Consider the following 18,139-nt stretch of genomic DNA (forward strand, 5'->3'; position numbering starts at 1 on the left):
TAGGCGGCAAAGCGGCGGCCCTTGGCAGACCATCCGGTGCGTTTCGTCAGACGTGTATTCGTTGAAGTCTCATCGATAAAAATGAGCCGCGACAAGGCCTTGTTGAAGAACCGCTTGCGGCGGCTGATCCACAGATCACGCGCCTTGGCGATCTCCGGCCTGCGCTGCTCGCTTGCCTTGAGGCTTTTTTTTATTGCTCAGCCCAAGCCGGTGTAGAAACCGCCCGACGGTCGCGCGGTGGACCTCGATGCCGCGCTCCGCGAGCGCAACGCACAGTTCATCCAACGTCGTTTCGCCATGGGCAGCCATCCGCTCGCGGATCCAATCACCATGAGCCAAAAGCTTTGTACCACCAGGCGGGTGTCCCTGCTTGGCGGCGGTCAGGGAACCGCATGACCGATGCAGGATCATCATGTTGTTGACGAACCGGGGCGAAACCCGGAAATGCCGAGCGGCTTCGCGATTACTATGCCCCTCATTCACAAACGCAACGACACGCTCTCGCAACTCGATCGGATGCGGCTTGCCCATGGTGCATCTCCTTCCATGGGATAAGTGAATCACAAATCACGTCAAACGGGAATCCTGAATCAGGTTGGCTGCGACATGCTTTAGCGCTTGGAAACCGGAACGTAGTCGCGCTGCGCTTCGCCGATATAGAGCTGGCGCGGACGGCCGATACGCTGCTGCGGGTCCTCGATCATCTCGTTCCACTGCGCGATCCAGCCGACGGTGCGGGCAAGCGCGAACAAAACGGTGAACATGGTCGTGGGGAAGCCGAGAGCCTTCAGCGTGATACCCGAATAGAAGTCGATGTTCGGATAGAGCTTCTTCTCGATGAAATAGGAATCGGTCAGCGCGATGCGCTCGAGTTCCATGGCGACGTCGAGCAGCGGATCGTCCTTGATGCCGAGCTCGCCGAGCACTTCATGCGTCGTCTTCTGCATGATCTTGGCGCGCGGGTCGTAGTTCTTGTAGACGCGGTGGCCAAAGCCCATCAGGCGGAACGGATCGTTCTTGTCCTTGGCGCGGGCGATGTACTCGGGAATGCGATCGACCGTGCCGATTTCCTGCAGCATGTTGAGCGCTGCTTCGTTGGCGCCGCCGTGGGCAGGGCCCCAGAGGCAGGCAATGCCGGCCGCGATGCAGGCGAACGGGTTGGCACCCGAGGAGCCGGCGAGGCGAACGGTGGAGGTCGATGCGTTCTGTTCGTGGTCGGCGTGCAGGATGAAGATGCGATCCATGGCGCGGGCGAGCACCGGATTGACCACATATTCCTCGCAAGGAACGGCGAAGCACATACGCAGGAAGTTCGACGCGTAGTCGAGATCGTTCTTCGGGTAAACGAAGGGCTGGCCGATGTGGTATTTGTAGGCCATGGCGGCGATCGTCGGCATCTTGGCGATCATGCGCAGGGAAGCGACCATGCGCTGGTGCGGATCGGTGATGTCGGTGCTGTCGTGGTAGAAGGCCGACAGCGCGCCGACGCAGCCGCACATGACGGCCATCGGGTGTGCGTCGCGGCGGAAGCCGGTGAAGAAGCGGCTCATCTGCTCGTGCACCATGGTGTGGTGCGTCACGCGATAGTCGAAGTCCTTCTTCTGCGCCGCCGTCGGCAGTTCGCCGTAGAGCAGCAGATAGCAGACTTCGAGGAAATCACCCTGTTCGGCCAGCTGCTCGATCGGGTAGCCGCGGTGCAGCAGAACGCCCTCGTCGCCATCGATATAGGTGATTTTCGATTCACAGGATGCGGTCGAGGTGAAACCAGGATCGTAAGTGAAGGAAGCCGTGTTCTTGTAAAGGGCGCCGATATCGATGACATCGGGGCCAATCGTGCCACTCTTGACAGAGAGCTCGACGGTTTTGTCACCGAGTTTCAGTGTTGCGCTTTGATCCGTCATTATGATCCTCCAAACTGGCGGGTGGCGCCATAAAAGCGCCATAGGGTTAAGCGTCGTCTGCGATAGCTATATGATCGCGCGCCTAATGCCAAGTTACCGTGATGCCATTTTGTGCATCGCAGTATCAACTTTTGAGCACTGCTGAAATGCCGTCTCCGCATAGCGGAAGTCGATGATAATCCTGACATTTTCGATGGTTTTATTTCTCATTTGAATTCAAACGATTATAGTTGCGTTTCGGTTCCGAGAGCGGCATTCTGACTGCAGGTCAGGGTGGCTTTCGGGTGTTTTTGCATGCCGGAGTTGAATGCCAGTAACGCGGTTTTGAAAGCACCCGAAGCGGCGCAAATTGCCAATTTGCCGGACGCGGCCGGGCAAAATGCCCGTGCCATAGTCACACGTCCGCCCTTGACGCAGTCCTCGTCAGGCTTTCTTGGTCGCGCAAGCCGCCGAATCGCCCGCCAGATGGTGGTCGCCAGACAGGCGTTCGCCGCCGAATTCGACCATGGCCGGTTCTTCCTGGCGTCACCGGTTCTGCTCGGGGCCGGCGCCATCGCATGGTTCAGGCTTTCGAGCGACCCTCCGCCGACGCGATTGCTTGCCTGGGCGGCCGCCTTTGTGCTCGTATTCCTGCTTTCCGGCGTCGGGCGCGTCGCAACCCGCCGCATGGCTGTCGCCGGTCTGCTCGTCGTGCTCGGCATGTTTGCCGCGCAGCTCGAGACATGGCGCGCGGCCACCGTGGTTCTGGACACGCCGGTGACAACGACCGTGACCGGCCGCGTGGAACGGCGTGAGGGCGACGACAACGGCCGCTGGCGCTATATTCTCAGGGTAACGCGAACGGAGACGCCGGCTCTCAAGCGGCCACCGGAACAAATCTCGCTGGTTGCCCGCGCGGGCGAACCCGTCGCGGTCGGCGGCTGGCTGACCGGCCGCGTGCGTCTGACGCCGCCGGCGGGACCGGCGCTGCCGGGACTGAGCGATTTCGCATTTTCCGCCTATTTTGACGGCATCGGCGCCAACGGTTTTTTCTACGGCGCGCCGCAACCCATCCCATCGCCGGTGGATAGCGTCGAGCTCTCCGCGAAAGATCGCGCCATGGCCTGGCTCTACGGCCTGCGCAGCCGCATCGGCGACCGCATCCGTGGCATCCTGCCCGGTGATACCGGCGCCTTCGCCGCCTCTCTGGTCACCGACGAGAGACGGGCCATCTCCAACGAGACGACCGAGGCGCTGCGTCAATCCGGTCTCGCGCATATCGTCGCGATCTCGGGGCTCAACATGGCGCTGTCGGCCGGCATCTGCTTCGTCGGGCTGCGCCTGTTCTTCGGTCTCTTTCCCGGCTTCGCTCAGGCCTATCCGACCAAGAAGTTCGCCGCCGGCAGCGCGCTTCTGGCGCTGACCGCCTATTACATGATCTCCGGCTTCGCCGTCTCCGCCGAGCGCGCCTTCATCATGATGGCGATCATGCTGGTCGCGGCGCTGTTCGACCGTCCGTCGATCAGCCTGCGCAACATCGCTCTCTCCGCGCTGCTGATCATATCGCTGTCGCCATCGGAAGTGCTTGGCCCCAGCTTCCAGATGTCTTACGCCGCGACCCTGGCACTGGTCGCCGGCTTTGCCGTCTGGACCAGAAGACGACCTCGCGAGAGCGTCTTTTTCACGCATCCGGCGATGAAACCGGTCATGTTCGCGCTTCGCTTCTTCGGCGGCATCGCGCTCACCTCCATGATCGGCGGCTTCTCGACCGCATTGTTTTCGATCGAGCATTTCAACAGGCTGAGCGGCTACGGGCTGCCGGCCAATCTGTTGGCCATGCCGGTCATCTCCTTCATCGTCATGCCCTTTGGAATGGCCGCCATGCTGGCGACGCCATTCGGCCTCGATGCGCCCTTTTGGATCGTCGCCGGCTTCGGGCTGGATCTGGTGATCGCCATCGCCAGGATGGTCTCGGGCTGGGGCGGCAGCGTCGATACCGGCAGGATTCCCGAATGGTATTTCGCGATCGCCGTCGTCGGCTTTCTGATCTGGGGGCTGATGCTGACGCGCCTGCGCTGGATCGGCGCCGTGGGTGCCGCGGTTGCAACCCTTGTCCTCGTCATGCTGCCGGCCGAGCCGCTGCCCGAGCTCGTCGTGTCCGAGGATGGAAGCCTCGTGGCATCGCTCAAGAGCGACAGCCTCGCCAGCAACCGCGAACGCCCGCCCGACTTCATTCTGGGGCAATGGCAGCGCGCGCTTGCCATTCAAAATCAAACGCCGCCGGACATGCTCGATGGCGAGGCGCTGTCCATCCCGAAAAAGGGCGAGCCAAGGCCGAGATTAACATCAAGGCAACAACGCGAAGCCCGCGGCATGATGCGCGGCGCGGCGGATTCGACCAACAATAATGGCTTCCAGTGCCTGAAGACGGCGTGGTGCGTGACCACGCTCGACAGCGGCTACATCATCGCGACGCTGGAAAACGCCGCTTATCTCGGTCCCGCCTGCGACGTCGCCGACATCGTCGTCACACCCGTCCGTCTCCGCGAGGTGACATGCCGCTCCGGCGCCATGCTCCTGACCGGAGAAACCTTGCGGCGATCGGGAGCCGTCGAAATCCGTATCGACGAGCAAGGCGCGCCAGTCGTCAAAACCGCTTACGGCAGTCTCGATCGCCCCTGGATGCGTCATCGCGCCTATGACTGGCGCAATAACAGCTTCGCGGGCGACCCGTCACCGATCAGTGATATCGGCGAATGAGGCCGACGAGCTTGCCCTGGACCTTGACGCGGTCCGGTCCGAATATACGGGTTTCGTAAGCCGGGTTGGCTGCCTCGAGCGCGATCGAGGCGCCTTTGCGGCGGAAGCGCTTCAGCGTTGCCTCTTCGTCATCCACAAGCGCCACGACGATGTCACCGGGATTGGCGGTGCTGCCGTTGCGGATGATGACGGTGTCGCCGTCGAAAATGCCGGCCTCGATCATCGAATCGCCCTTGACCTCGAGCGCGTAGTGCTCACCCGAGCCGAGCATGTCGGCGGGAACGGTGATGTCGTGGGTGTTGTTCTGGATCGCCGAGATCGGCACGCCTGCTGCGATCCGGCCCATGACGGGAACGGAAGCCGAGTTTCCGTTGTCGGCGCTCGGCGCCGGCTTCGGGGCAGGGGCGGCGGCCACCGGCTGCGACTTGCCGAGGCTGCCCTCGATGACGCTCGGCGAAAAGCCGCGGCGTGGCTGCAGGCTCGGATTATAGGCTTCCGGCAGCTTGATGACCTCGAGCGCGCGCGCCCGGTTTGGTAGCCGGCGAATGAAGCCGCGTTCCTCCAGCGCCGTGATCAGCCGGTGGATGCCGGACTTCGACGCGAGATCGAGTGCATCCTTCATCTCGTCGAAGGAGGGCGGAACGCCCGACTCTTTCATTCGCTCGTGAATGAACAGAAGCAGTTCCTGTTGCTTGCGCGTGAGCATCGAATTGAACCCCAGAGTCGTGAAACAAATCCAGAACGGACACTATATGTTCCATATGTGTTCCGCAAGTGCCTAAATTTTCGTAAAACTTGGCTCTGAATCGTCGCGATTTTGCGCTTCATTCGATTTAACCGCGCTCGCCTCTTGCATTGTGGCGAAAGCCAGCGCACATCTCTGCCGATTTCGGGAGGATTTGCCTATGAGTGAACCCCATCCTCTGGACCACGTCGTCCTGCCGGTCGTCAACATCGAGATGGCGCGCGAGCGTTTGGGCAAGCTCGGCTTCACGGTCGCCGCCGATGCGCTGCATCCCTTCGGAACCGCGAACGCCTGCGTTTTCTTCGCCGACAAGACCTATCTCGAGCCGCTCGGCATCGCCAGTATCGAGGCCTATGAGGCCGCCATCGCCGACGGGAACGTGTTTGCGGCGCGCGACCGCGCCTTTCGCTTTCGGTGCGGCGACGACGGCTTGTCGGCGATCGTGTTCGGCACGCCGGACGCCGATCGTGATCACGCGCGATTTATGAGCGATGGCATGAGCGGCGGCGATATGCTGCAATTCGCCCGGTCGATGAGGATGCCGGACGGGTCGGAGGTGACGGCGGCGTTCCGCCTGGCCTTCGCGGCCGATCTGCGCGCGCCCGATTTCTTCCTCTTCGCTTGCCAGCGGGTCAATCCGCTGCCAAGCGACCGCAAGGCCTTGGAGACGCACGCCAACGGCGTATCGGGGATCGCTTCGATCGTGCTCTCGTCGTCCGATCCCAAGGCGTTCGCGCCGCTGTTGCAGCTGGCGTCCGATGCGGCCGCGTCGCGCCAGGAGGCCTTCGGTGTCAGTCTCGACGCGGGCAACGTCCGTATCAATATCCTGTCGCCGGATGGGCTGGACGCCTATTACGATCTGTCCCAGCCGACAGCCGATCGCGGTTTGCGCGGCTCGGCGATTGTTTTCGCCGTTGCCGATCTCGCCGTGACAGAGGCGCATTTGGCTGCTAACGGGATCACCTACACACGCAAGAACAATCGAATTCTGGTGAAGGCCGCGCCCGGCCAGGGTGCACTCTTCGCCTTCGAGGAGAAACGATGACTGAAACCAATTCCGAAGTGGCCGTGGGCGAAGGCGCCGGCCGTGTTGTGTTTTCCAACAGCGCCCGCCTGTCTCTGATCGCCGGCCCTTGCCAGATCGAAAGCCGCGAGCATGCCTTCATGGTCGCCGGCACGTTGAAGGAACTCTGCGACAAGCTTGGCATCGGCCTCGTCTACAAGTCGTCCTTCGACAAGGCAAACCGCACGTCGCTGTCGGCGCAGCGCGGCATCGGGCTTGAAGCGGGGCTCGAAATCTTCGCCGATCTCAAGAAGGCGTTCGGCTTCCCGGTCCTCACCGACGTCCACAGCGAAGAGCAGTGCGCCGACGTGGCCACCGTGGTCGATGTCCTGCAGATCCCGGCCTTCCTTAGCCGGCAGACGGACCTCCTGGTTGCCGCTGCCAAGACCGGCCGCGCCATCAACGTCAAGAAGGGTCAGTTCCTGGCGCCGTGGGACATGAAGAACGTGCTTGCCAAGCTGAATGCCAGCGGCAACCCGAACATCATGCTGTGCGAGCGCGGCGCCTCCTTCGGCTACAATACGCTGGTCTCCGACATGCGCTCGCTGCCGATCATGGAAGCGATGGGCGCGCCGGTCGTTTTCGACGCGACCCATTCGGTTCAGCAGCCGGGCGGGCAGGGCGGCTCGAGCGGCGGTCAGCGCGAATTCGTCGAGACGCTGGCGCGCGCGGCGGTCGCCGTCGGTGTCGCCGGCGTGTTCGTCGAGACGCATGAAGACCCCGATAACGCCCCGTCGGATGGCCCAAACATGGTCTATCTCAAGGACATGCCGCGCCTGCTTGAAAAGCTGCTGGCCTTCGACGCCATCGCCAAGGGCTGACGTTCAAACGACTGACACGTTCGTGTATTAGGCCAGCCACGAACAATGCGGCGAAGCATGCGCAAAAGGGTCCCGAACTGGCATTGTAATTTGCGCATCTTCGATTAAGACGAATTTCAAACGATTTATCCACCCTCCAGCAGAGAAGAGCCGATGACCGCTATTACCGACATTATCGCCCGCGAGATCCTCGACAGCCGTGGCAACCCGACCGTCGAAGTCGATGTCTATCTCGAAGATGGCAGCATGGGCCGCGCCGCCGTTCCGTCGGGCGCCTCGACCGGCGCGCATGAAGCCGTCGAGCTTCGCGATGGCGGCAAGCGTTACCTCGGCAAGGGTGTCGAAAAGGCCGTCGAAGCCGCCAACACGGAAATCTTCGACGCCATCGGCGGCATCGATGCCGAAAACCAGATCCAGATCGACAACATCATGATCGAGCTGGACGGCACGCCGAACAAGTCGCGCCTCGGCGCCAACGCCATTCTCGGCGTTTCGCTCGCCGTCGCCAAGGCAGCCGCTGAAGCTGCCGGCCTGCCGCTCTACCGCTACGTTGGCGGCGCTTCCGCCCACCTGCTGCCGGTTCCGATGATGAACATCATCAACGGCGGCGCGCATGCCGACAACCCGATCGACTTCCAGGAATTCATGATCCTTCCTGTTGGCGCCGATTCGATCCGCGAAGCCGTCCGCATGGGCTCGGAAGTCTTCCACACGCTCCGCAAGGAGCTCGCTGCCCAGGGTCACAACACCAACGTCGGCGACGAAGGCGGTTTCGCACCGGGCCTGAAGAGCGCTCCTGAAGCTCTCGACTTCATCATGAAGTCGATCGAGAAAGCCGGCTACAAGCCTGGCGAGGACATCCACCTCGGCCTCGACTGCGCCGCGACCGAATTCTTCAAGGACGGCAAGTACGTTCTCGAAGGCGAAGGCCGCACGCTGGAGCCGGGCGCCATGGCCGAATACCTCGCGCAGCTCGCTGCCCAGTACCCGATCATCTCGATCGAGGACGGGATGGCCGAAGACGACTGGGATGGCTGGAAGACGCTCACGGATCTGGCCGGCAAGAAGGTTCAGCTGGTCGGCGACGATCTCTTCGTCACCAACTCGGCTCGCCTGCGCGACGGCATCAAGATGGGCGTCGCCAACTCCATCCTCGTCAAGGTCAACCAGATCGGCTCGCTGACGGAAACGCTCGATGCCGTCAACACCGCGCACAAGGCAGCCTACACCGCCGTCATGTCGCACCGTTCGGGCGAAACCGAAGATTCGACGATCGCCGATCTCGCCGTCGCGACCAACTGCGGTCAGATCAAGACCGGCTCGCTGTCGCGCTCGGATCGTCTGGCCAAGTACAACCAGCTGATCCGCATCGAAGAGGGCCTCGGCCCGCAGGCGCAGTACGCCGGCCGTTCGATCATCCGCGGCTAAGCCGCTGATTTCAGGCATTTGGAACCCGCGCTCTCGTGAACTGATCCCCGAAATTGGATAACCAACTTTCGGGGACAGTTCATGACGGCGCGGGTTTTTTGTTGCGCCGCGTTCATAGTCAACGGACGGTTAATCTCTGCCCGTTAGGCTTGTTGATAACGGTAATGCGTTTCGAGAATGCGTGTATGTGGACCAAGCATCATAAGAAGAAAAAGATCGGCCGTTTCATCATTCCGGCGATGACGGTCGCGTTTCTCTCCTACTTTGGCTATCATGCCATCCATGGCGATTATGGTCTGCGCGCGACCGAGGCGTTCGAGCGCCAGCGCATCGCCAAGGAGAGGGAGCTGGCCGTGCTTAAAAATAAGCGCGAGCACCTTGAAAAGCAGGTGGCGCTCCTAAGTGATGGTTCCATGGATAGGGACATGCTGGACGAGAAGGCGCGTCTTCAGCTGAACTTCTCGCGCGCCGACGAAGTCGTCATTTTCAACAATTATACAAATTAACCGAATTCCGGTTAATCGAAATAAATTGATAACTATCAATAGCTTACGGCAGAATATGAGCCATGCATTTATGGCATTGCTGTGGCGAAATTTCTTCCCTATGGTGCGCACCACCCAAGAACCGATAAACCCATAGGGAGGGTTGAATGGCTCCGCGAAAAAACGCGACCGTTTCCAGCCGTAAGACAAGCGCAAAGCCAGCCGCGAAGGCATCGAATGGTGGCCCGGTGGCCGATTTCGATCGTGACGAAGAGCTCAAGGCCTATCGCGAAATGCTGCTCATCCGCCGTTTCGAAGAGAAGGCGGGCCAGCTTTACGGCATGGGCTTCATCGGCGGTTTCTGTCACCTTTATATCGGCCAGGAAGCTGTCGTCGTCGGCATGCAGATGGCGCAGAAGGACGGTGACCAGGTCATCACCGCTTACCGCGACCACGGTCACATGCTGGCAACCGGCATGACCGCGCGCGGCGTCATGGCCGAGCTGACAGGCCGCGTCGACGGCTACTCCCGTGGCAAGGGCGGCTCGATGCACATGTTCTCCAAGGAGAAGCATTTTTACGGCGGCCACGGCATCGTCGGCGCCCAGGTGTCGCTCGGCACCGGTCTCGCCTTCGCCAACAAATATCGCGGCAATGACAGCGTCTCGATCGCCTATTTCGGCGACGGCGCCGCCAACCAGGGCCAGGTCTACGAGAGCTTCAACATGGCTGCTCTCTGGAAGCTCCCGATCATCTACATCATCGAGAACAACCGTTACGCCATGGGCACGTCCACGGCCCGCGCCACGGCGCAGTCGAACTACTCGCTGCGCGGTTCCGGCTTCGGCATCCCCGGCGTCCAGGTCGACGGCATGGACGTTCGCGCCGTCAAGGCCGCGGCGGACGAGGCGCTCGAGCATTGCCGTTCCGGCAAGGGTCCGATCATTCTCGAAATGCTGACCTATCGCTATCGCGGTCACTCCATGTCCGACCCGGCCAAGTATCGCTCCAAGGAAGAAGTGCAGAAGATGCGCTCCGAGCAGGATCCGATCGAGCAGGTCAAGGCACGCCTCATCGAGCGCGGCTGGGCGAGCGAAGACGATCTCAAGGCGGTCGATAAGGACGTTCGCGACATCGTCGCCGACAGCGCCGACTTCGCCCAGGCCGCACCGGAGCCGGATGTGTCCGAGCTCTACACCGACATTCTGCTGTAATCGGGGAGGGTAGACCCATGCCAATCGATATTCTCATGCCCGCCCTCTCTCCGACGATGGAAGAAGGCACGCTGTCCAAGTGGCTGAAGCAGGAAGGTGACAAGGTCACCTCCGGCGACGTCATCGCCGAAATCGAAACCGACAAGGCGACGATGGAAGTCGAAGCCGTCGACGAAGGCGTCATCGGCAAGCTTCTGGTTGCCGCCGGCACCGAAGGTGTCAAGGTGAACGCCAAGATCGCGGTTCTCCTGCAGGACGGCGAATCCGCATCCGACATTTCGGCTGCACCTGCCGCTGCCGCACCGGCCGCCACTGAGGCGCCGAAGGCCGCTGAAGCGCCCGCCGCCGCTGCTGCTCCGGTTCCCGCCGAGCCCAAGGCCCAGGTTCCGAACGATCCGGAAATCCCCACCGGCACCGAAATGGTCTCCATGACCGTTCGCGAAGCGCTGCGCGACGCCATGGCCGAGGAAATGCGCGCCGACGACAACGTCTTCGTCATGGGCGAGGAAGTGGCCGAATACCAGGGCGCCTACAAGGTGACCCAGGGTCTGCTGCAGGAATTCGGCGCTCGCCGCGTCATCGACACACCGATCACCGAGCACGGCTTCGCCGGCGTCGGCGTCGGTGCCGCGATGGCCGGCCTGAAGCCGATCGTCGAGTTCATGACCTTCAACTTCGCCATGCAGGCGATCGACCAGATCATCAACTCGGCTGCCAAGACGCTCTACATGTCCGGCGGCCAGATGGGCGCTCCGATCGTGTTCCGTGGCCCGAACGGTGCCGCTGCCCGCGTCGGCGCCCAGCACAGCCAGGACTACGCTTCGTGGTACAGCCAGATCCCGGGCCTCAAGGTCGTCATGCCCTACACGGCATCCGACGCCAAGGGCCTGCTCAAGGCCGCGATCCGCGATCCGAACCCGGTCGTCTTCCTTGAAAACGAAATCCTCTACGGTCAGCATTTCGATGTGCCGAAGATGGATGACTTCGTTCTCCCGATCGGCAAGGCACGCATCCATCGTCCGGGCAAGGACGTCACGATCGTCTCCTTCGGCATTGGCATGACCTACGCCACCAAGGCCGTCGCAGAACTCGAGAAGATCGGCATCGACGCCGAGCTGATCGACCTGCGCACGCTGCGTCCGATGGACCTGCCGACCGTGATCGAATCGGTCAAGAAGACCGGCCGTCTCGTCACCGTCGAGGAAGGCTACCCGCAGAACTCTGTCGGCACCGAAATCGCCACCCGCGTCATGCAGCAGGCCTTCGATTATCTCGATGCGCCGGTTCTCACGATTGCCGGCAAGGACGTTCCGATGCCTTACGCCGCCAACCTCGAAAAGCTTGCGCTTCCGAGTGTCGCCGAAGTCGTCGATGCCGTGAAGGCTGTTTGCTACAAGTAACAAGGGAAGGGTATTTCGATGCCTATCAACATCACGATGCCTGCCCTGTCTCCGACCATGGAAGAGGGCAACCTCGCCAAGTGGCTGGTCAAGGAAGGCGATACGGTTAAGTCCGGCGATGTCATCGCCGAGATCGAAACCGACAAGGCGACGATGGAAGTCGAAGCGGTCGACGAAGGTGTCGTCGCCAAGCTCGTCGTTCCCGCCGGCACCGAAGGCGTCAAGGTCAATGCCTTGATCGCCGTTCTGGCCGCCGATGGCGAAGACGTCGCTGCCGCCGCAAGCGGCGCTGGCTCGGCCGCGCCGGCACCGAAGGCTGCCGAAGCGCCGAAGGCCGAGGCGAAGACCGAAGCCGCTCCGGCTCCGGCCGCGGCCCCTGCTTCTGCCCCGGCACCGGCTGCGGCACCTGCCGCTGCGTCGGCAAGCGGCAACCGCACCTTCTCCTCGCCGCTCGCGCGTCGTCTGGCGAAGGAAGCCGGTATCGATCTCGCAGCCGTCGCAGGCTCCGGCCCGCATGGCCGCGTCGTCAAGAGCGACGTCGAAGCCGCGGTTGCCGGTGGTGGCGCGAAGGCTGCATCTGCCGCTGCTCCGCAGGCTGCCGCATCGGCTCCTGCCGCCGCGCCGAAGGGTGCATCCGACGAGACCGTTCTCAAGCTGTTCGAGCCGGGTTCCTACGAACTCGTGCCGCATGACGGCATGCGCAAGGTCATTGCCAAGCGCCTGGTCGAATCCAAGCAGACCGTGCCGCACTTCTACGTCAGCGTCGATTGCGAGCTCGATGCGCTGCTGGCGCTGCGCGCCCAGCTCAACGACGCCGCTCCCCGCAAGGATAGCGCGCCGGCCTACAAGCTGTCGGTCAACGACATGGTCATCAAGGCCATGGCGCTTGCGCTGCGCGACGTTCCGGATGCCAACGTGTCCTGGACCGAATCCAACATGGTCAAGCACAAGCACGCCGATGTCGGCGTTGCTGTCTCCATCCCCGGCGGCCTGATCACTCCGATCATCCGCAAGGCCGAGGAAAAGACCCTGTCGGCCATCTCCAACGAGATGCGCGATCTCGGCAAGCGTGCCAAGGACCGCAAGCTGAAGCCCGAGGAATATCAGGGCGGCACCACGTCGGTCTCCAACATGGGCATGATGGGCGTCAAGCACTTCGCAGCGGTCATCAATCCGCCGCACGCAACCATCCTCGCGGTCGGCGCGGGCGAGCAGCGCCCTGTCGTGAAGAACGGCGAGCTCGCTGTCGCCACCGTGATGACGGTCACGCTGTCGACCGACCATCGCTGCGTCGATGGCGCGTTGGGCGCGGAGCTCTTGCAGGCGTTCAAGGGCTACATCGAAAACCCGATGGGCATGCTCGTCTGATCAAACGGCGGAGGCGGAAATGACGAAGACCGTTCTTTGCTATGGTGATAGTCTGACCTGGGGTTATGATGCCGCTTCCGTCGGCCGTCATGACTACAAGGATCGTTGGCCGAGTGCGCTGCAAGTGGCGCTCGGCAACGAGGTCAGGGTCATCGCCGAGGGATTGAACGGCCGCACGACCGCCTTCGACGATCATCTCGCCGATTGCGACCGCAACGGCGCCCGCGTCCTGCCGACCATTCTGCAGACGCATGCGCCGCTCGATCTCGTCATTCTGCTCCTCGGCACCAACGACATGAAGAATGTCGTGGCCGGATCGGCCTTCGCCGCCTGCCAGGGCATCGCCCGGCTGGTGCGGCTGATCCGCAACCACGCCTGGCCGTTCGATTTCGAGGTGCCGGACATCCTGATCGTCGCGCCGCCGAGGATCTGCGAGACGGCCAACGTGCCCTTCGCGGCCTCCTTCGTCGGCGGCATCGAGGAATCGGCGATGCTGGCGACACTCTACCGGGATCTCGCCGACGAGCTCGGCTGCGGTTTCTTCGACGCCAATTCGGTCGCCAGGACGACGCCGCTCGACGGCATCCATCTCGACGCCGAGAACACCCGCGCTCTCGGGCGCGGCATGGAATCGACCGTGCGGATGATGTTGGGGCTTTGACCGTGGCGTCTTTCGTGACGCTCCGTCCCGCCACACGGGATGACGCGGCCGAACTGGCGATCCTCTCGGACATCGCCTCGCATGGTTTCGCCTCCTGGCTTTGGCTGGGCGAGCTTGATGGCACCGGCAGCGATACGCCGATGGAGCTTGGCCGGCTGAAGATGCGTCGGGACGACGGCTATGGCACATGGCGCCATGCGGTGCTGGCCGAGGCTTACGGGGAAACGGCGGGCGCGGCGATCGGCTACGCGCTGGGCGAGGACGTAAAGAAGATGGAAGTCGATCGCGTGGCTTTGCAGCCGGTGATCGATCTGCAGAAGACGGTTGTTGGCAGCTGGTTCATCGCAACGCTCGGCGTCTACGGCCATCTGCGCGGCATCGGGATCGGCAGGGACATACTGAAGGATCAGATCGACAGGGCAGGGTCGCTGCCGGTCAGTCTGATCACCGCAAGTGACAATGAAGCGGCTTTGTCGCTTTACAAGAAGAATGGTTTTTCGGAAGCGGCGCGCCAAAACGCAATGTCTCTTTTCGAAAGCAGCAGGAAACACGAGTGGGTGCTTCTCACCCGCGACGCCCGATAACAAAGGCAGGAAAACATGGCTGAGAATTACGACGTCATCATCATCGGCTCCGGTCCCGGCGGCTATGTGGCCGCTGTGCGCGCCAGCCAGCTCGGTCTCAAGACCGCGATCGTCGAGCGCGAGCACCTGGGCGGCATCTGCCTGAACTGGGGCTGCATCCCGACCAAGGCGCTGCTGCGCTCGGCCGAGATCCTCGACCACGCCAACCACGCCAAGGACTACGGCCTCGTGCTTGAGGGCAAGATGAGCGCTGACGTGAAAGCCGTCGTCGCCCGCTCGCGCGGTGTCTCCGCCCGCTTGAACGGCGGCGTCGGCTTCCTGATGAAGAAGAACAAGGTCGATGTGATCTGGGGCGAAGCCAAGATCACCAAGCCGGGCGAGATCGTCGTCGGTAAGTCCTCCAAGCCGGTCGTCGAGCCGCAGAACCCGGTTCCGAAGAACATCAAGGGCGAGGGCACCTACACCGCCAAGCACATCATCATTGCAACCGGCGCCCGCCCGCGCGCGCTGCCGGGCATCGAGCCGGATGGCAAGCTGATCTGGACCTATTTCGAAGCGATGAAGCCGGCAGCCTTGCCGAAGTCGCTGATCGTCATGGGCTCTGGCGCCATCGGCATCGAATTCGCGAGCTTCTACCGCTCGATGGGCGTCGACGTTACCGTCGTCGAAGTCATGCCGACGATCATGCCGGTCGAGGACGTCGAAGTCACCGCGATCGCGCGCAAGCAGCTCGAGAAGCGTGGGATGAAGATCCTCACCAGCGCCAAGATCACCAAGGTCGAAAAGGCTGCCGACAGCCTCACCGCGCATGTCGAGACGGCTGACGGCAAGGTCCAGCAGATCACAGCCGACCGCATGATTTCGGCCGTGGGCGTCCAGGGCAATATCGAAAACCTCGGCCTCGAAGCCGTCGGCGTCAAGACCGACCGCGGCTGTGTCGTCATCGACGGCTACGGCAAGACCAACGTATCGGGCATCTATGCCATCGGCGACGTCGCCGGCCCGCCGATGCTCGCCCACAAGGCCGAGCACGAAGGCGTCGTCTGCGTCGAAAAGATCGCCGGCCTGCCGAATGTTCACGCCACCGACAAGAGCAAGGTCCCGGGCTGCACCTACTGCAACCCGCAGGTCGCCTCCGTCGGCCTGACGGAAGCCAAGGCCAAGGAAGCCGGCCGCGACATCCGCGTCGGCCGCTTCTCCTTCGCCGCCAACGGCAAGGCGATCGCGCTCGGCGAGGACCAGGGTCTCTGCAAGGTGATCTTCGACAAGAAGACCGGCGAACTGCTCGGCGCGCACATGGTCGGCGCCGAAGTCACCGAACTCATCCAGGGCTTCGTCGTCGCCATGAACCTGGAAACGACCGAAGAAGAACTTATGCACACCATCTTCCCGCATCCGACGGTTTCCGAAACCATGAAGGAAGCGGTTCTGGATGCTTATGGTCGCGTCCTCAACGCTTGATAATTTTCTTCGCCGCTCTCTATGACGGATTGAACCACGTTCAATCACGGACTGGAAAAAGCGAAAGGAAATCATCATGTCTATGGGTACGCAGGCACTCGTCATCTTCCTCCTGATCGGTCTGGTCGCGGGGTTCCTCGCCAGCCTGATCGTTGGTGGAGGCGGATTGATACGGTGCCTGCTCAGCGGCATCATCGGCGCGTTCGTCGGAGGCTTTCTCTTCAACGCGCTGGGGATCAACCTGGGCATAGACAGCGCCATCGTGGTGCAGATTATTCACGCCACCGTCGGCGCCATCATCGTGGTGTTGATCGCAAGGGCGATAGCTTGAGGGGATAGGACTGCATGGAAGGTGTGGGCTGGATTACGGCGATCATCGTCGGCGGCTTGGCGGGCTGGCTCGCGGGCATTTTGATGGGCATACGCTTCGGCGTTTTGATGAACATCGTCATCGGCATCGTCGGTGCTGTTATCGGCAGCGCGGTCTTTGCCCGCGCCGGCATCTATGTCGCCAGCGGTTGGCAGGGTTACCTTGTGACGGGTTTCATCGGCTCTTGTATCTTGCTATTTCTGGCAAAACTCGTCAGACGCTGACGAAGAAGGCCGCTTCCGGCGGTTTGAAGGCAGGTTATTGATGGTAACTATTCTCGACAGGATCAATCCAAGCGCTGAAAAGCGCGTGCGGCACCCGGAAAAGGCGCATCGCCCGGACACGGAAGTCATGCGCAAGCCGGACTGGATCCGCGTCAAAGCGCCGACCTCCAAGGGCTACGCCGAAACCCGCTCGATCGTGAAGGAGCACAAGCTCGTCACCGTCTGCGAGGAAGCCGGCTGCCCGAATATCGGCGAGTGCTGGGACAAGAAGCACGCGACCTTCATGATCATGGGCGAGATCTGTACCCGCGCCTGTTCCTTCTGCAACGTCGCGACCGGCAAGCCGAACGCGCTCGACATGGCCGAGCCCGAGAGCGTGGCGAAGGCCGTCAGGGAGATGGGCCTCAGCCACGTGGTCATCACCTCAGTCGACCGCGACGATCTGGAAGACGGCGGCGCGGAGCACTTCGAGAAAGTGATCTGGGCGATCCGCGCCGCATCGCCGACGACCACCATCGAAATCCTCACGCCTGACTTCCTTAAGAAGCCCGGTGCGCTGGAGCGCGTCGTCGCCGCCAAGCCCGACGTCTTCAACCACAACATGGAAACCGTTCCGGGCAACTATCTGACGGTTCGTCCCGGTGCCCGCTATTTCCACTCCGTACGCCTGCTGCAGCGCGTCAAGGAACTGGACCCGACCATGTTCACCAAGTCGGGCATCATGGTCGGCCTCGGCGAGGAACGCAACGAAGTGCTGCAGCTGATGGACGACCTGCGCGTCGCCGACGTCGACTTCCTGACGATCGGCCAGTACCTGCAGCCGACCCGCAAGCACCACGCGGTCATGAGCTACGTCACGCCCGAGGAATTCAAGTCCTACGAAACGGTCGCCTACACCAAGGGCTTCCTGATGGTGGCCTCCAGCCCGCTGACCCGCTCCTCGCACCATGCCGGCGACGACTTCGCCCGCCTGCGCGCCGCGCGCGAGAAGAAGCTGCTGGTGGCCGCTGAGTAATCAGGCTAACGACGATATATTGATATCCGTATCGTTTTCCGATACGGATATCGGATGATCGTTGGCTTTCGCAACAAGCAGACTGAAGGCCTTTTCCTGCGACGCGATGCCCGCCATTTCCCGGCGGATGTCGTCGAGCGGGCACGACGGAAGTTGATGGCACTCGACGCTGCTATAAGCCTTGATGATTTGCGTGTTCCGCCAAGCAATCGTCTTGAAGCCTTGAAGGGCAGCCGGGCCGGCCAGCATTCGATCCGTGTCAATGATCAGTGGCGCATATGCTTCGTCTGGAAAGACGGCAATGCAGACAATGTCGAATTCTGCGACTACCATTAGGAGATGCGGATGCAGATCATTCCCGTCGACCCCATCCATCCCGGTGAAATCCTCAAGGAGGATTTCCTGAAGGAATACGGCATCTCCGCCTATAAGGCGGCGGAGGACATGGGAATTCCACGCACGCGGATCGAACGAGTCCTGCGCGGTGAAAACGGCATTACCGCGGACACGGCGTTGCGTCTGTCCCGCTATTTCAACAACAGCCCGGAATTCTGGCTCAATCTGCAGCGCACCTACGACCTTGCGGTCGCGCGGCGGGCTGCTGGAGATCTCAGCGGGATTACACCTGTCCGGGCGGCCTGATCTTCCCCGCAATCAGAC

The 18,139-nt window shown here is 62.0% G+C and carries 19 protein-coding genes; 16 read left to right on the forward strand and 3 right to left on the reverse strand.

The annotated features are described in order from the left end of the window. Window positions 1-135 precede the first annotated feature (135 nt). Window positions 136-531 (reverse strand): winged helix-turn-helix domain-containing protein, encoded by a 396-nt coding sequence (locus GGQ67_RS10575; RefSeq protein ID WP_246400159.1) that lies wholly within the window; start codon window positions 529-531, stop codon window positions 136-138. An 80-nt stretch (window positions 532-611) separates the two neighbouring features. Beyond that, on the reverse strand, window positions 612-1,901 hold the full coding sequence (gene gltA / locus GGQ67_RS10580; RefSeq protein ID WP_183900137.1) for a citrate synthase: 1,290 nt from the start codon (window positions 1,899-1,901) through the stop codon (window positions 612-614). 294 nt (window positions 1,902-2,195) lie between these two features. On the opposite strand from gltA, the gene GGQ67_RS10585 reads away from it, so the two are divergent. Beyond that, window positions 2,196-4,640, forward strand: coding sequence for a ComEC/Rec2 family competence protein (locus GGQ67_RS10585; protein ID WP_183900138.1), 2,445 nt, complete (start codon window positions 2,196-2,198; stop codon window positions 4,638-4,640). Here GGQ67_RS10585 and lexA read toward each other — a convergent pair. Further along, entirely contained in the window at window positions 4,621-5,346 is a 726-nt protein-coding gene (gene lexA, locus GGQ67_RS10590) for a transcriptional repressor LexA (RefSeq protein WP_183900139.1), read from the reverse strand. The two genes, GGQ67_RS10585 and lexA, sit on opposite strands and share 20 nt — an antisense overlap. A 199-nt stretch (window positions 5,347-5,545) precedes the next feature. Here lexA and GGQ67_RS10595 point away from each other — a divergent pair, with 199 nt between their 5' ends. The 15 genes from GGQ67_RS10595 to GGQ67_RS10665 all read left to right on the forward strand — a co-directional run bounded on the left by GGQ67_RS10595 (window position 5,546) and on the right by GGQ67_RS10665 (window position 18,121). Next, complete coding sequence (locus GGQ67_RS10595) at window positions 5,546-6,430, forward strand: VOC family protein (protein WP_183900140.1); 885 nt, start codon at window positions 5,546-5,548, stop codon at window positions 6,428-6,430. Continuing rightward, window positions 6,427-7,269, forward strand: coding sequence for a 3-deoxy-8-phosphooctulonate synthase (gene kdsA / locus GGQ67_RS10600; RefSeq protein ID WP_183900141.1), 843 nt, complete (start codon window positions 6,427-6,429; stop codon window positions 7,267-7,269). The genes GGQ67_RS10595 and kdsA overlap by 4 nt, the downstream gene beginning before the upstream one ends. 153 nt (window positions 7,270-7,422) lie before the next feature. Further along, on the forward strand, window positions 7,423-8,697 hold the full coding sequence (gene eno, locus GGQ67_RS10605) for a phosphopyruvate hydratase (RefSeq protein WP_183900142.1): 1,275 nt from the start codon (window positions 7,423-7,425) through the stop codon (window positions 8,695-8,697). 185 nt (window positions 8,698-8,882) lie between these two features. Continuing rightward, a complete protein-coding gene (locus GGQ67_RS10610) occupies window positions 8,883-9,203 on the forward strand; it encodes an FtsB family cell division protein (protein WP_183900143.1) in 321 nt (106 codons plus the stop codon). A 146-nt stretch (window positions 9,204-9,349) separates the two neighbouring features. Then, window positions 9,350-10,396, forward strand: coding sequence for a pyruvate dehydrogenase (acetyl-transferring) E1 component subunit alpha (pdhA, locus tag GGQ67_RS10615; protein WP_183900144.1), 1,047 nt, complete (start codon window positions 9,350-9,352; stop codon window positions 10,394-10,396). 17 nt (window positions 10,397-10,413) lie between these two features. Continuing rightward, window positions 10,414-11,796 (forward strand): pyruvate dehydrogenase complex E1 component subunit beta, encoded by a 1,383-nt coding sequence (locus GGQ67_RS10620; protein WP_183900145.1) that lies wholly within the window; start codon window positions 10,414-10,416, stop codon window positions 11,794-11,796. An 18-nt stretch (window positions 11,797-11,814) separates the two neighbouring features. Further along, window positions 11,815-13,164, forward strand: a complete 1,350-nt coding sequence (locus GGQ67_RS10625; protein ID WP_183900146.1) for a pyruvate dehydrogenase complex dihydrolipoamide acetyltransferase — start codon at window positions 11,815-11,817, stop codon at window positions 13,162-13,164. Window positions 13,165-13,183: 19 nt separating this feature from the next. Further along, window positions 13,184-13,825 (forward strand): SGNH/GDSL hydrolase family protein, encoded by a 642-nt coding sequence (locus GGQ67_RS10630; protein WP_183900147.1) that lies wholly within the window; start codon window positions 13,184-13,186, stop codon window positions 13,823-13,825. Window positions 13,826-13,827: 2 nt separating this feature from the next. After that, complete coding sequence (locus GGQ67_RS10635) at window positions 13,828-14,409, forward strand: GNAT family N-acetyltransferase (RefSeq protein WP_183900148.1); 582 nt, start codon at window positions 13,828-13,830, stop codon at window positions 14,407-14,409. Between the two features lie 15 nt (window positions 14,410-14,424). Beyond that, window positions 14,425-15,870 carry a dihydrolipoyl dehydrogenase gene (gene lpdA, locus GGQ67_RS10640; protein WP_183900149.1) on the forward strand — a complete coding sequence of 482 codons (1,446 nt, stop codon included), beginning with the start codon at window positions 14,425-14,427 and terminating at the stop codon, window positions 15,868-15,870. A gap of 76 nt (window positions 15,871-15,946) precedes the next feature. Continuing rightward, window positions 15,947-16,201, forward strand: coding sequence for a GlsB/YeaQ/YmgE family stress response membrane protein (locus tag GGQ67_RS10645; protein ID WP_018899984.1), 255 nt, complete (start codon window positions 15,947-15,949; stop codon window positions 16,199-16,201). 14 nt (window positions 16,202-16,215) lie between these two features. Further along, entirely contained in the window at window positions 16,216-16,464 is a 249-nt protein-coding gene (locus tag GGQ67_RS10650; RefSeq protein WP_183900150.1) for a GlsB/YeaQ/YmgE family stress response membrane protein, read from the forward strand. Window positions 16,465-16,504: 40 nt separating this feature from the next. Continuing rightward, window positions 16,505-17,479: a lipoyl synthase gene (lipA, locus tag GGQ67_RS10655; protein WP_183900151.1), complete on the forward strand. Its 975-nt coding sequence runs from the start codon at window positions 16,505-16,507 to the stop codon at window positions 17,477-17,479. A gap of 54 nt (window positions 17,480-17,533) precedes the next feature. Continuing rightward, window positions 17,534-17,815, forward strand: a complete 282-nt coding sequence (locus tag GGQ67_RS10660) for a type II toxin-antitoxin system RelE/ParE family toxin (protein WP_183900152.1) — start codon at window positions 17,534-17,536, stop codon at window positions 17,813-17,815. 9 nt (window positions 17,816-17,824) lie between these two features. Then, window positions 17,825-18,121, forward strand: a complete 297-nt coding sequence (locus tag GGQ67_RS10665) for a HigA family addiction module antitoxin (RefSeq protein WP_183900153.1) — start codon at window positions 17,825-17,827, stop codon at window positions 18,119-18,121. Window positions 18,122-18,139: the final 18 nt, after the last annotated feature.

This window comes from Rhizobium metallidurans (genome assembly GCF_014196505.1).
Lineage (GTDB): Bacteria > Pseudomonadota > Alphaproteobacteria > Rhizobiales > Rhizobiaceae > Rhizobium > Rhizobium metallidurans.